The organism is Undibacterium paludis, assembly GCF_022568815.1.
GTDB lineage: Bacteria > Pseudomonadota > Gammaproteobacteria > Burkholderiales > Burkholderiaceae_D > Undibacterium.
Window position 1 is genome coordinate 908,145 of the sequence record NZ_JAKZHX010000001.1, and the last position, 13,212, is coordinate 921,356.

Genomic DNA, 13,212 nt, shown 5'->3' on the forward strand with positions numbered 1-13,212 from the left:
TTCCAGCTGTCTCATAAAAAATATCAAGAGGGAAACATGAAAGCACTTCCTGTACGGAGATTGCTGCCTGTCGTGCTGGCCGCCCTGGCCAGCATCACGGCGGCGCCAGTCCTTGCCAGCAACAATACCGCCACTACCGCCACATCCGGCAACGCAGTCACTGAAGAAAAAATAGATCAGCAAAAACAGCGTGCTGAATACATCCGAAAGAATTACGCCAAGTTTGAATACCGCATCCCCATGCGTGACGGCAAGCTGCTGTTCACCTCTGTCTATGTACCCAACGATGCCAGCGCCAGCAAGCGCTACCCCATCCTGCTGGTCCGCACGCCCTACTCCGTAGCTCCCTATGGCAGCGATCAATATAAAGGCATGCTGGGACCGACCGCCGAGTATGAAAAAGAAGGCTTCATCTTTGCCTTCCAGGACGTACGTGGTACCTATATGTCCGAGGGTGAATTCGTCAACATGCGTCCGCATATCGACCATAAAAAAAGCACGACAGACATTGATGAAAGCTCGGACACCTATGACAGCATAGAGTGGATGACCAAGCATCTGCCGTACAACAATGGCAAAGTCGGGCAATGGGGTAATTCTTACCCTGGCTTTTATACTTCCGCCGGCGCCATAGACAGTCACCCTGCCCTCAAGGCAGTCTCACCACAGGCACCGATAGCCGACTGGTTCCGTGGTGACGACATGCACAGGAATGGCGCACTGAACCTGCAGATGGCTTTTGGTTTTTTCCACAGCTTTGGTCAGCCCCGCCCGCAACCGACTACAGGCAATGGCTGGAAGACGTTCAATTTCGGCACACCTGACGGCTACCAGTTCTTCCTCGATCTTGGTTCTGTGGCAAATGTGAATACCAGGCATTTCAAGAATGGCGTACCGTTCTGGAACGACATCGTGGCACACCCCAATTACGACGAATTCTGGCAAAGCCGCAATATCCTGCCCCACCTGAAAAACATCAAGGCAGCCGTGCTGACTGTGGGTGGCTGGTATGACACTGAAGACCTGTATGGCCCGCTCAATACCTATAAGGCCATAGAAAAACAGAATCCCGGCATACAGAATACGGTGGTGATCGGTCCCTGGACGCATGGTGGCTGGTTCCGTACCGATGGCGACAAGGTAGGCGATGCCAGCTTCGGCTACAAGACCGTGCAGACCTATCAGCCGGTAGAGTTGGCTTTCTTCAAACATCACCTCAAATCAGGCGAGAAACCTGTGCTGGCTGACGCCTGGATGTTTGAAACCGGGGCCAACCGCTGGCGTGGCTTTGATGCCTGGCCCCCAAAAGAAAGCAAAGACCAGGCACTGTACTTCCAGGCCAACGGCAAGCTCAGCTTCAAACCACCTGCCAACCAGGATGCCCAGTTTGCCGAATACATCAGCGACCCGGCCAAGCCAGTCCCTTACACCACGGAAGTCCTGACACGCTGGAGCAATCAATACGTGGCTGCCGACCAGCGCTTTGCCACCAGCCGCCCCGATGTGCTGACCTGGCAGACCGAGGTGCTGGAAAAAGATGTGACCCTGGCCGGCCCCCTGGCCGCTGACCTGTTCGTCAGCGTCACCGGCACCGATGCCGATTTTGTCGTCAAGCTCATTGATGTCAATCCACCCAACCTGGAAGCAGAAGGCCAACCCAACCGTGGCAACCAGCAAACCCTGGTGCGCGGTGAACCCTTCCGCGCCCGTTTCCGCGATGGCTTTGAAACACCGAAGCCGCTGGTGGCCAATGAAGTCACCAAGGTCAAGTTTGCCATCAATGATGTTTTCCACACCTTCCAGCGTGGTCACCGCATCATGGTGCAGGTGCAGTCAAGCTGGTTCCCTTTCATTGACCGCAATCCGCAAAGCTTTGTACCAAATATTTACGAAGCCAAAGAGAGCGACTTCATCAAGGCTACGCACAAGGTGTATTACGGCGCAAGACAGCCCAGTGCCTTGCATGTGAAAGTTTTACCTTCATTGGATGAATAAAAAATGCCGGTCACCCCAATCAGGTGACCGGCATTTTTTTCGTCAGCAATCTTCAGGTCGTTTTGGGCGCTGGCTGGAACACCACCAGCCAGGTCGCCAGCACCACACCTGCGCAGCCTATGGCCGTGTTCACGGTAATATGTTCATGCAGGAACAGATAACCCCACAACAGGGCAAACAGGGGGATCAGAAAAGTCACTGTCAGCGCCTTGGTCGGCCCCAGGTCAGCCATCAGGCGGAAGTAAATCAGGTAAGCAACCGCGCTACAAAGCAAAGCCAGCGCCACGCCTACCATCGCTATGGTTGCCGTAATCTCGCCCTGCACCGGCGCCAGCGGCAGGAAGGGTAACAATACAAATGCCGCACCCACCTGCGACCCTGTCGCCATTTGCATGGGTGTGATACCTGTCAGTTTTTTCTTGGTATAGATACCGACGATGGCATAACACAGAGTCGCCCCTACGCAGGCCAACACTGCCAACACCAGCTTGCTATTGAATTCCACCGGGCCCAGGCGCACCAGGAAGGCGACGCCGAGCACACCTGTCGCCATGCCCGCCATCTTGCGCAGGGTCAGGCGCTCACCCAGAAATGCCGCCCCCATCACCGCACCCCACAAGGGGCTGGTGGCATTCACGATCGCCGAATAACCGGCCGGTATGCTGAGCGCTGCATACGAATACAGGGCAAACGGCAGAGCTGAATTAATTGTGCCCAGTATCAAAAAAGATTTCCAGTTGTCACGAAAATTCATGGCCCGGCCTGTGGCATACATCATTGCCAGTAAGGCCACGCCAGCCAGCCCCACCCTGACTTCGGCACTCCACAATACCCCGACCACCGGCGCCAGCACCCGCATGAACAGAAAAGAAGCCCCCCAGATGGCGGCCAGGGAAATCAAACGTAACAAATCAGCACTGCGCATAAGCACTCCGTCAAAATCAGGACATCAGCTTAACAAACTAAGGGAAAAACTGCTGGCAGCTTTCGGACATGGAAGGGATGGGTAGCGAAAAATGGATAACAGGCTGTGATGCTTCAGGAACAGGATTGATTGACCCGTCACCTGTAAAGGGGAGCACACTCCAAAAAATCGATGATCATGACAGGAATCGAGGAGCGATTGCAAATGATTTCTCCAGACGTCAATGGCGTGTTCCTGTTACATTCCGGTACAGGCTTTTTTTTCCACATGATAGACTCTGGCATCTTTTCTACATGCGATACAGGAAGTTCTTCATGGCGACTGCAAACCCTGGTTCCCTGTTGATTGGCGCTGCCGTTGGTGCATTCGTCGTCTGGCGTATCGTCTCTCGCATACGGCGCATGGTGGGCAGGCAGAAATATTCCGGCGTGCGTGCCATGATCACTATCTGTATCTTCCCCATATTGATTGCACTGGTAGCATTTGGCGCACTGAACCATGAAGGCAATGTGCTATTCATGCTGGGTGGGTTGATCATTGGTTGCGGCCTGGGCGTGTATGGTCTGCGACTGACCAAATTTGAAAGCCATGCCGGGAAATTCTATACGCCCAACGCCCATCTCGGCATTGCCTTGTCATTGTTGATGATAGGCCGGATAGCCTGGCGCATGGGTACGCTGTATTTCACAACGCAATCCTTTGCCGCCCCGCCTGGGGATTTTTCCAGCAGCCCGCTTACCCTGTTCCTGTTTGGCATGCTGGCGGCCTATTACATCAGTTATGCAATTGGTCTGCTGCGCTGGTCTCGCAGCTTGCAAAAACCGGCAAAAGTTACGCCGTCAATTGCAGCAGATGTGATTGAAAATCCAAATCAGGAAGTGTGAACAGGATTTCAAATTAGCTTGCTGTGGTCACACCAAAAAACTGCTCTGTATTTTGCCGTACCTGCTGTGCCAGTGTCACAGGTGATATCCGTAAAATGCTGGCGATTGCCTCCAGCACGACGGGCAGATGCATGGGTTCATTGCGACCATCCTGCGGACGTACAGGCAGATTGCGCGGCAATAAAAACGGTGCGTCGGTTTCTATCATCAATTTATCTCTGGACAGGTACCTAACTGCCTTGCGCAAATCGTCACCGCGTCTTTCATCACATATCCAGCCGGTGATGCCGATGTGGCAGTCAAGGTCGAGATAGGCGCGCAATTCTTCCGTATTGCCGGTAAAGCAGTGCACCACCGCGCCTTTCAGTTGCGGGCGGTATTGCCTGAGCAAGGCAAAGAAGTCTTCATGTGCATCGCGTTCATGCAGGAACACCGTTTTTTGCAAGCGTACTGCCAATTGCAATTGTGCTTCAAAACAGGCACGTTGCTGTGCTTCGCTTGAGAACATGCGGTTATAGTCAAGGCCGCATTCACCGACGGCAAGCACGGTATCACTGGCCGCCAGCTTTTCTATCGCCCTGGCGCACTGCACATTCCAGTTCTTCGCCTCATGCGGATGTACTCCTGCGGTACAGCTCAGATAGCCCGGATAGGTTTGTGTCAGTGCATGGGCTTCATGGCTGGCACGCTCAGAGGTGCCGGTAACGATGATATGTTCCACACCCGCCTGTTTTGCACGTGAAATCACGGCATCAAGGTCAGTATGAAAACGGTGGTTGGTCAGGTTCGCACCGATATCGATCAGTGCAGGTTTTTTCAACATAAGATAATCCTGTTATTGTTATTATCTGGACTTACAGGCGCGCTCAGTTGCAATGGAACTGAGGGTATTCAGAGGCAGGGACTGCGAGAGAAAATCGTCTGGATTAATCCAAATCTTGTTTTAAAATGATGACGCTGCTTGCGATATTTTATCTCAGTCGTCCGCGTCATCATAATGCGCTTTATGGAAAAGTATCAAGCCTTTATTCTTATCTGTGTGTTTTACACCATGGCTCACATGGGTTTAAAACGCCAGGCATAGGCCTGACTGACCTTGAGTTTTTCTGAAGTGCCACGTAATTCCACGGTGTATTTACCCATTTCATCACGATGTGCTTTGGCAATTGCATCTGCCCGCACGACGGTGCCACGGTGGACTTGCCAGAACTGCTCAGGGTCGAGTCCATCCATGATTTCTTTCAGGGGCTTGCGTACGTGGGCCTCGTCATCAGTGCATACTACCCTGGTGTATTTTTCATCTGAACTGAAGAACAGTATTTTCTCTATGGAGAACATCTTGATGGTGTCGCCGACACTGGCGCTGATCCAGCGTATGCGCTCAGTCGCTGCGCTCTTGAGTCGCTTGTCGAGCTCCTGCATCAACTGGCTGACGTCCGCCACTGGTTGCTTGCTGCTCAATCTTTCTTTCAGACGCGTCACGGCTTCCTGCAAACGGATTTCCGAAACCGGCTTGAGCAGGTAATCAATGGCGCCGGCAGAAAAAGCATCAATCGCATAACTGTCATACGCCGTGGTAAACACTGCATGGCAGCGTCCCTTGACAGCATGAGCGACATCAAGGCCCGTCATGCCTGGCATGCGTATGTCAAGGAAGGCGATATCAGGTTCTTCCTGGTGTATTGCCTCCAGCGCTTGGGCGCCGTGCTCACATTCGGCCAGTATCTCCAGTTCCGGCCAGATTTTATTGAGCATGCGGCGCAATTCCTTACGGGGCAAGTCTTCATCATCGGCAATGATCGCTGTCGTCATTTTACGTAATCCTTATTTTTATCATGCTTCCAGAGGCAATAATATCGTGGCGGCGACACCGCCCTCTGCCCTTGCTTTCAAGACCAGGCTGGCGCGCTTGCCATACATGGAAGCCAGCCTTTCATGGATATTGGACAGACCTATACCTGAACCTGAACTGCTGCCGGAAAAACCGACACCATTGTCAGCCACGGTCAATTCCAGCATGACCCCATCTGCCTGCTGTACTTGTTTGGCAAACACGGCGATATGTACCGGACCTATCTTGGGTTCAACCCCATGTTTGACGGCATTTTCCACCAGCGAAATCAGCATCAGCGGCGGTAGTGCTGCATCGGCAACTTCACTGTCCACGCTATAACTGAGGCGCGGTATGCGTGCCTGCATCAATGCCAGATAGGCTGTTGCAGCGTCGAGCTGCTGCTTCAGCCGGCCCTGCGCCGTGCTGCCATCGTTACGCATCTGCGGTATGGTGGCGCGCAGGTAATCGACGAGGTGGTCAACGATGGCGGTCGCTCTTTGTGGTTCGGTCAGGATGGCCGAACGCACACCAGCCAGGGTATTGAACAAAAAATGCGGCTCCACCTGGGCAGCCAATACCGACAGGCGCAATTCGGCTTCACGCCGGGCATCCTGTGCCAGTTTTAATTCCTGTTGCTGCAAGACTTCCAGCAAGCGTTTCTTCTGACGGAAAAAATACCAGAGATCTATAGCGCCACCGGTATAGGTAATCAATCCGGACAAGATCAGAAAAGACAGGGTTTGCATCACCAGTTTCAGGGCGGGATTGGGCTCGGTCCTGTTCTTTTCCGTCTGCGTCTCAACACTGCTGGCCGGACCGACTGATACGGGTTTCGCATCCTTAGTAGTCGCAGCAATTGCTTTGTCCTTGCTGCTGTCGGTTTTCGTTGCACCAAAAGAACCCGTTACGGCAAATTCCACCTTGTCTGTGCCGAACATCAGGTACTTGGTGACATACTTGCTGCCTGTCAGCACGATATAGCTGCACAATGCCCCGAGCAACAATGCAGCAATCAGGGCAATCGCTTCTTTTCTTTGAGGGTATGCACGGTTCCTGACCCAGACCGCAATTCCCGGGCCCAGCAGGTGCAGGGCCGTACTACCCAGCGTCAGGGGGACTAGTACTGAAACCGCATTGCGCATGTCCGCATCCACGACCCAGTTGAACAGCATGATCAACACATCAAGAATGATGAACAGACCTATCCATGCCTGTGCACGGTAGCGAAACCAGGTGCGAGAAAACACCGGGTAATTACGGGCGCGGGTCAGCCAGGTTTCGCTTTTTGCCGTTACTTCAGATGGCAACAGTTGTTCAGAAGTGTGCAAAGGTGTATGCATAGGGGCAGTGGCAGACATGGCAATTCCTTGTGAATTTTTACCTAGTCTGGGGCGTAAATCAATGAAATGGGGAAAATGCGATAAAACTGCCGGGGCAGGGATGAAACAGGAATTTACCGTGACGAACCTGGCATGCGCCTATACAGCTTCGGCATCACCTGTACCGACATCGCCATTATCTTCGACAGCAGGGCCGGCAGACCTTTGCTGTTTGGCAATACGCAGGATGGTGTTGCGTATGGACATCAGGACCGCAACAGAGTTGAAAGGCTTGACGATAAAGCCATGGACACCACGCTGCTGGGCAGCCTGCAAGGTGCTTGCATCTATCTTGGCTGACACCAAAAACAGCAGGGCTTTTGGCAATTCAGTCTTGATCTTGTCCAGCAGGGCCAGCCCTTCTTCATTGGTTTCACCGATATCAACACAGACCACCTGGGGCTTGAGCTTGATGACACGGGCCAGGCTGGCAGGGCTCAGGTTGGCATCCCCCACTACTTGATGGCCGCCGTTCACCAGAACAGAGGTCAGCAAATTGCGGGCAACGGCATTGGCATCCAGGATGACGGCTTTTAGCATGGGATATCATGTAAGAAGTATCACTGCATATTAATGCAAAACGTTAAGTTCATGTAAAAAAGGCGGCAGACTGTCGTATCTGCCGCCTTTATATCAACCGATTTCCAACCGATTTCCAACTGATTTGAACTCCCTTCAGATCACTCCTATTCTCTGGAAGGGTCCGGTTTGGCGTTCTTGACATGTGTTTCCAGCCAACGGTCCTGCTCCCACAACATGTGCAGGATGGATTCGCGTGCCCGGTAACTATGGCTTTCATTGGGCAGCATGGCCAGGCGGGCCACCCCGCCCAGGCCCTGTATGGCCTGGTACATACGCTCGCTCTGCATAGGGAAAGTGCCAGGATTGCTGTCCTGCTCACCATGAATGAACAGGATAGGATCCTTGAACTGGTTGGCAAAATTAAAAGGTGACATGTCCTGATAGACCTTGTTGGCTTTCCAGTAATTCCTGTCCTCGGACTGGAAACCGAAGGGTGTCAGGCTGCGGTTATAGGCCCCGGACCTGGCAATGCCGGCGCGGAACAGGCGGGTATGGGCCAGCAGATTGGCGGTCATGAAAGCGCCATAGCTGTGTCCGCCTATAGCGATGCGGTTGCGGTCGGCCACACCCAGGCGCACGACTTCTTCCACCGCTGCCTCGGCATCCATCTTCAACTGCTCGAGATAGGTGTCGTTCGGTTCTTTCTTGCCTTCGCCTATGATGGGCATGGTGGGCGCATCGAGTACGGCATAGCCACGGGCCAGCATGGCGTGCGGGCCATTATATGAGATACGGTTGAACTTGTAAGGTGAGCCTACGGTCTGGCCGGCCGCTTCTGCCGACTTGAATTCACGCGGATAAGCCCACATCAGCATGGGACGCGGGCCATCGCGCTTGGGATCATAGCCCGGTGGCAGGTAAAGGGTGGCGGTCAGATCAACACCGTCTTCGCGCTCGTAGCGCAGTTGCTGCTTTTTGACTCCCTTGAATTGCGGCATGGGATGCGGGAACTGCGTCAGGGCACGCGATGGTGCACTGGCACTGATATCATGCAGGTAAAAATTCGGTCTTTCTTCATTGGATTCGCGACTGGTGACAAAGCAACTGGCCTTGTCGTTCAGCACCGCTACCACTTCTTCATAATACGGTGCCTGCGAGCGCCACAGGCGGTTTGCCTGTTTGCTGACCAGGTCAAACTTGTCCAGAAAAGGCCTGTCACCCTCAGGGCTGGCGCCATTGCCAGTCAGGAAGATGGCCTTGCCATCAGGACTGGTACGCAAGACCAGACGGCCCTGAGCATTGTACATGGTGACAGGCTGGCCAGGGTTATTGTACTGGTCCTCCGACTTGCGACTGAACAAGAGCTCGGGCTTGCTGTCAGCCACACCGGGCTGTATGCGCCAGGTGCGGGTATCCTTGGTCTTGACCCAGTTTTCCGTCACCAGCGCCAGGTTGTCGCTGCCCCATTGGACGTTGCCAAAGCGCCAGCCCATTTCCATCAGTTTCTGGGCCGGTGCGTCAAAAGGCGCAGCCTGCTGGAACAGGGCATCATGGACTTTGCTGTTGACTTCCGGATCGCCCCCTGCCTGTGCTTCGAGCCAGTACAGGGTGGCCGGTTTGTCCGCACGCCAGCCAAAGTCACGTGGCCCGGCCTGTACGGCATCACTGCCTGTGGGCAGGCGTTCACGCATGGGGCGCTCGGCAACGGTTTTCACTTTCTTGCCCTGGTTGTCCCAGAGTTCGATCAATTGTGCAAACCGGTCGACCGGCAGTATGGTCGAATACGGACGGCGTATCTGGGTTGTCAATATCAGTTTGCCGTCAGGTGAAGCCAGTGATCTGGTCAGGGTCATGGGGTGGCCTATGCGACGCACTTCGCCCCTCAGGTTGACAATGCCCAGCTGGGTCTGCAAATGCCAGTCCAGCACATCACTGTCACGTGCGGTTCTGAGCATGTCGGGATAGGTGCGAACCTGCATGGTTTTGCCGCCCTTGCTTTCCTGCATGTTTGGCCCGGTCGGGGTCACACTGGCGGGTGGCAATTCTTTTTGACGCAGGGGCACCAGTCGTACCAGCAGTTTTTCTGACCCCTCTATCCAGGAGAAGCCTGGGCCAGTAATCGCATTGAGTTTGTCTGCCATCAGGCGTCTGGCGCTAGCTTTTTTGACATCCAGCAACCATAGTTCCACACCATTATCCACCCACATGCTGAAGGCCAGCCATTGTTCATCAGGTGACCAGGCAGTTTCGGCAATCTTTAGCCTGGCAGGCAGGCCGGTAATTTCGCGCGCCTTGCCCGTAGCGATATCCAGCAGGCTCATACCATTGCCAAAATCAAAATGACTGGTGGCACGCGTGCGCGGATTGATGCGCAAGCCAGCCAGTCTGATTTCTGGCTGGGACACGTCAGCAATACCAGGCAAGCCAGGCAGTGTCAGCAGCAAGGCTGTTTTGCGCTGCGGCCCCAGGCGAAATATGGGTCCCCTGGGCGCGTCAACCACAGCTTGCAGTTCTGCCGGTGGAAGTTGATAACCTGATTCAGGAACATTGCCGGCCAGAGCCGTCGCGGAGGTGAATGCCAGCCATACTGTTGTCGCCGTGGTGGCGAGCAAGAACTTGGGTTTGATACGTATCATGTAAAAACATCCAGAGCTTTTATTTGTTTTTCAGGGCTATTTTGATAATTCTTTGCAACCCCCAAAAAACTACCGCCCCGGTAAGGGGGCGGTAGTTTGTCCTGCCAGGTCATCTGCATTGCCGTGACCCTTATTGCCGGATTTGCCAGCTTGCTTATTTTTCTTCAGGCTTATTTTGCCACAGGCGCAAAACCATTGGCTGTAATGTCCAGTTCGGTCACCTCACCATACTTGGCAGCGATGCCGCGTATTGCCTCGGCCTTACCGATCAATAACATTTGTAGTTTATCGCGTGGGAAATGTTTGTCCACTAATTGTTTCGCCTTTTCCGGCGTCAGGCCATCGACATCACGCATGAAATTATCAATTTGTTCACGGCCAACTTTAGAGACGAACATATCCCCCAGCAGTCCAGCCAACTGCTGGTTGGTTTCAAAGCGCGGTGGATACTGACCCTTGACATAGGCTTTGGCAGATTCCAGCGTCGTCGCATCAATCCCCTTGTCCCACAGGCGCTGGTATGTCTTGTTGGCCAGTTCCAGTGCAGCCTCGGTCTTGGGTGCGGCAGTGAAGCTTGAGACAGCAAAGCTGCCGGTGTCTGACAAGGTGGCAAAAGTACTGCTGGCGCCATAGGTCAGACCGGAATTGACACGCAACTCATCATTGAGCCACGACGTAAAACGCCCGCCCAGGATGGTGTTGATGACTTGCAGCGGCACATAGTCAGGATCATTACGGGCAATGCCGGCACCACCGAACAGGAAGGTGGTTTCCACCGCGTCCGACTTGTTCACCAGCCAGACCCTGGCCTTGTCAGCCTGTACCTTGCCCTTGGCTGCCGCTGGTGGCAGACTGCCGGTTGCATGCCATTTGCCGAACAGCGATTCGAGCTGGGCCCGCATGGTGCCGGGCTTGAAATCACCAACAACGACCAGGGCGGCATTGTCAGGCCGGTAGTAGGTATGATGAAAAGCCTGGGCATCCTTGCTCTGCAAGGCAGCCACGCTGGCGACAGTACCTTCTACCGGATTGGCATAAGCGCCATGACCAAACAGCATGCTGCGGTAATAAACCTGGGCGACATTGCGCGGACTCTCCTTGCTTTGCTTGAGTTCATCAACAGTACGCGCACGCAGCTTGTCGAATTCTCCCGCATTGAAGTTCGGGTGCAGCAATGCATCAGCGAATATGGGCAGCAGTGTGCCGACATCGGCACTGGCAAAATCGGCATTGAGCGAAGTTGCTTCGGCCGATGTAGCGCTGGCTATACGACCACCACGAAAATCGAAACTCTGGTCCAGGGTCTTTTTGTCGAATTTGCTGCTGCCCAGCAGCAGGGCGTCTCCAGTCAGATTGGATAAGCCGGAATTACCGCCATCACTGACCGCGCCGGCCTTGACAACTGCACGCACCGCAATCAGGGGAACGTCATGTCTTTCCATCAGGTAGACCGTCAGGCCATTGGAGAGTTTGCTGGTTTCAAAGGCAGGCAGACGGAATTCAGCAGCTTGCACTTGCGTCGTCAGCATGCTTAATCCGGCCAGACCTGCGGCCAATATTTTTTTCCCCTTTGTATAATGCATCATCTTTTTATTCCTCCGCAGCGGCAAGTACGCCTACAGTTCTCTGTGATTTTCTAAAATATTTGGCGGCAACGGCCTGGATATCTGCGGCCGTCAGTTTGCGATAGGCGTCTGGCGCATCGAACAGTTTTTTATAGTCACCAAAATAGACTTCATATTCACCCAATTGGGCCGCCTTGCCATTGATGGTTTCCTGTGTTCGATAAAAGTTCAGCAGTTTTTGATTTTTGACTTTTTGCAGCTCATCTGCTGTCACACCATCCTTGATCAGCTTGTCAATTTCTGCCAGCAGTGCTGCTTCCAGTTTGGCAGCCGGTACCTTGTTGGCTGCCACGGCAAAGAAATTGAACAGACCCGGGTCAAAAGCCTTGCCATGGTCAGCACCAACCTGGGTAGCCAGGCGCTGGTCAACCAGGGCCTGGTACAGGCGTGAAGTCTTGCCATCTGTCAGGATGCTGGCAATCACGTTCAACGCATAGTAGTCAGGGTGGCTGGTCGGTGGCATCTTGTAAGAGACCATAAGATTGACAGCTGTAGCAGATTCCTTGCGTACAAAAACCCGGCGCTCGCCTTTTTGCTCAGGTTCGACCGTGCGCACCACCGGTGGCAGGGCGCGTTGCGGGATGGCGGCAAAATACTGTTCTGCCAGACGCTTGACTTCATCGGCCTTGACGTCACCGACGATCACTGCGACCGCATTATTGGGTGAATAGTAGATATTGAAGTAGCGCTGCAGATCGTCCTGGGTCCAGGCCTTGATGTCGGATTCATGACCTATGGTAGGGATGGCATAGGTGTGGGCGCGAAAGGCCGAGGCATAGACTTCACCCCAGAGTGCGCGCAGGTTGGAGTTTTCCAGGCCTGTGCTGCGTTCGGACAGGACGACGCCGCGCTCGCTTTCTACCATCTTGGGGTCGATGCTGAGATTGGCGATACGGTCGCTTTCAAGATCAAAGATGGTCGGCAAGGCAGTCGCCGGGAACCAGTCCTGGTACACCGTCAGGTCGTTATTGGTATACGCATTATTGGCGCCGCCTTTGGCTTCCATGGTGCGGTCAAACTGCTTGGGGCCGAATTTTTTCGAACCATTGAACATCATGTGTTCAAAAAAATGCGAAAGCCCGGTAATTCCCGATACTTCATTACGCGAGCCAACTTTCCAGTAGGTGTACATGTTGGCATTGGGGATAGTACTGTTTTCCAGCACCAGGAACTTCATGCCATTGGGCAAGGTGAAGGTTTTCACCTGCTCGGCGGTGACAGCATGGGCTGTCCCGCTCAAGCCACCTGTCAGACCGCACAACAGACCGCAAGCAGCGGCCAGGGTTTTCCACTTCATCGACGATTTCTCCCTGATAAATTTATTTTTTGTAGTTCATATTAAGAATCAACTGCCTGGCTTCGACTCGTAAAATGCTTTTAAGTTCTTGGCAAGCCTATTCAAGACCCGGCCC

The 13,212-nt window shown here is 53.7% G+C and carries 10 protein-coding genes; 2 read left to right on the forward strand and 8 right to left on the reverse strand.

Annotation, left to right across the window (positions count from 1 at the left end):
• Positions 1-36 precede the first annotated feature (36 nt).
• Entirely contained in the window at positions 37-1,995 is a 1,959-nt protein-coding gene (locus LZ463_RS04045) for a CocE/NonD family hydrolase (protein WP_241454088.1), read from the forward strand.
• 52 nt (positions 1,996-2,047) lie between these two features.
• Here the strand turns inward: LZ463_RS04045 and LZ463_RS04050 are convergent, their stop codons facing one another.
• Entirely contained in the window at positions 2,048-2,920 is an 873-nt protein-coding gene (locus LZ463_RS04050; protein ID WP_241454090.1) for a DMT family transporter, read from the reverse strand.
• A 314-nt stretch (positions 2,921-3,234) separates the two neighbouring features.
• On the opposite strand from LZ463_RS04050, the gene LZ463_RS04055 reads away from it, so the two are divergent.
• A complete protein-coding gene (locus tag LZ463_RS04055) occupies positions 3,235-3,804 on the forward strand; it encodes a CcdC protein domain-containing protein (RefSeq protein WP_241454093.1) in 570 nt (189 codons plus the stop codon).
• A 13-nt stretch (positions 3,805-3,817) separates the two neighbouring features.
• Here the strand turns inward: LZ463_RS04055 and LZ463_RS04060 are convergent, their stop codons facing one another.
• From LZ463_RS04060 to LZ463_RS04090, 7 genes are all read right to left on the reverse strand, one after another.
• On the reverse strand, positions 3,818-4,627 hold the full coding sequence (locus tag LZ463_RS04060; RefSeq protein WP_241454096.1) for a TatD family hydrolase: 810 nt from the start codon (positions 4,625-4,627) through the stop codon (positions 3,818-3,820).
• A 233-nt stretch (positions 4,628-4,860) separates the two neighbouring features.
• Positions 4,861-5,616 carry a LytR/AlgR family response regulator transcription factor gene (locus LZ463_RS04065; RefSeq protein ID WP_241454097.1) on the reverse strand — a complete coding sequence of 252 codons (756 nt, stop codon included), beginning with the start codon at positions 5,614-5,616 and terminating at the stop codon, positions 4,861-4,863.
• Between the two features lie 21 nt (positions 5,617-5,637).
• A complete protein-coding gene (locus LZ463_RS04070; protein ID WP_241454098.1) occupies positions 5,638-6,996 on the reverse strand; it encodes a sensor histidine kinase in 1,359 nt (452 codons plus the stop codon).
• A 120-nt stretch (positions 6,997-7,116) separates the two neighbouring features.
• Complete coding sequence (locus tag LZ463_RS04075) at positions 7,117-7,557, reverse strand: ANTAR domain-containing response regulator (protein ID WP_241454099.1); 441 nt, start codon at positions 7,555-7,557, stop codon at positions 7,117-7,119.
• 146 nt (positions 7,558-7,703) lie between these two features.
• Positions 7,704-10,175 carry an alpha/beta hydrolase family protein gene (locus tag LZ463_RS04080; RefSeq protein WP_241454101.1) on the reverse strand — a complete coding sequence of 824 codons (2,472 nt, stop codon included), beginning with the start codon at positions 10,173-10,175 and terminating at the stop codon, positions 7,704-7,706.
• Between the two features lie 170 nt (positions 10,176-10,345).
• Complete coding sequence (locus tag LZ463_RS04085; protein WP_241454102.1) at positions 10,346-11,761, reverse strand: M16 family metallopeptidase; 1,416 nt, start codon at positions 11,759-11,761, stop codon at positions 10,346-10,348.
• Between the two features lie 4 nt (positions 11,762-11,765).
• Positions 11,766-13,097 (reverse strand): M16 family metallopeptidase, encoded by a 1,332-nt coding sequence (locus LZ463_RS04090; RefSeq protein WP_241454103.1) that lies wholly within the window; start codon positions 13,095-13,097, stop codon positions 11,766-11,768.
• Between the last annotated feature and the right edge of the window lie 115 nt (positions 13,098-13,212).

Coding starts and splice junctions, on each gene's coding strand:
- LZ463_RS04075 (WP_241454099.1), bottom strand. CDS start 7,557: ATGCTAAAAGCCGTCATCCTGGATGCCAATGCCGTTGCCCGCAATTTG.
- LZ463_RS04080 (WP_241454101.1), bottom strand. CDS start 10,175: ATGATACGTATCAAACCCAAGTTCTTGCTCGCCACCACGGCGACAACA.
- LZ463_RS04045 (WP_241454088.1), top strand. CDS start 37: ATGAAAGCACTTCCTGTACGGAGATTGCTGCCTGTCGTGCTGGCCGCC.
- LZ463_RS04090 (WP_241454103.1), bottom strand. CDS start 13,097: ATGAAGTGGAAAACCCTGGCCGCTGCTTGCGGTCTGTTGTGCGGTCTG.
- LZ463_RS04065 (WP_241454097.1), bottom strand. CDS start 5,616: ATGACGACAGCGATCATTGCCGATGATGAAGACTTGCCCCGTAAGGAA.
- LZ463_RS04055 (WP_241454093.1), top strand. CDS start 3,235: ATGGCGACTGCAAACCCTGGTTCCCTGTTGATTGGCGCTGCCGTTGGT.
- LZ463_RS04085 (WP_241454102.1), bottom strand. CDS start 11,761: ATGATGCATTATACAAAGGGGAAAAAAATATTGGCCGCAGGTCTGGCC.
- LZ463_RS04050 (WP_241454090.1), bottom strand. CDS start 2,920: ATGCGCAGTGCTGATTTGTTACGTTTGATTTCCCTGGCCGCCATCTGG.
- LZ463_RS04070 (WP_241454098.1), bottom strand. CDS start 6,996: ATGTCTGCCACTGCCCCTATGCATACACCTTTGCACACTTCTGAACAA.
- LZ463_RS04060 (WP_241454096.1), bottom strand. CDS start 4,627: ATGTTGAAAAAACCTGCACTGATCGATATCGGTGCGAACCTGACCAAC.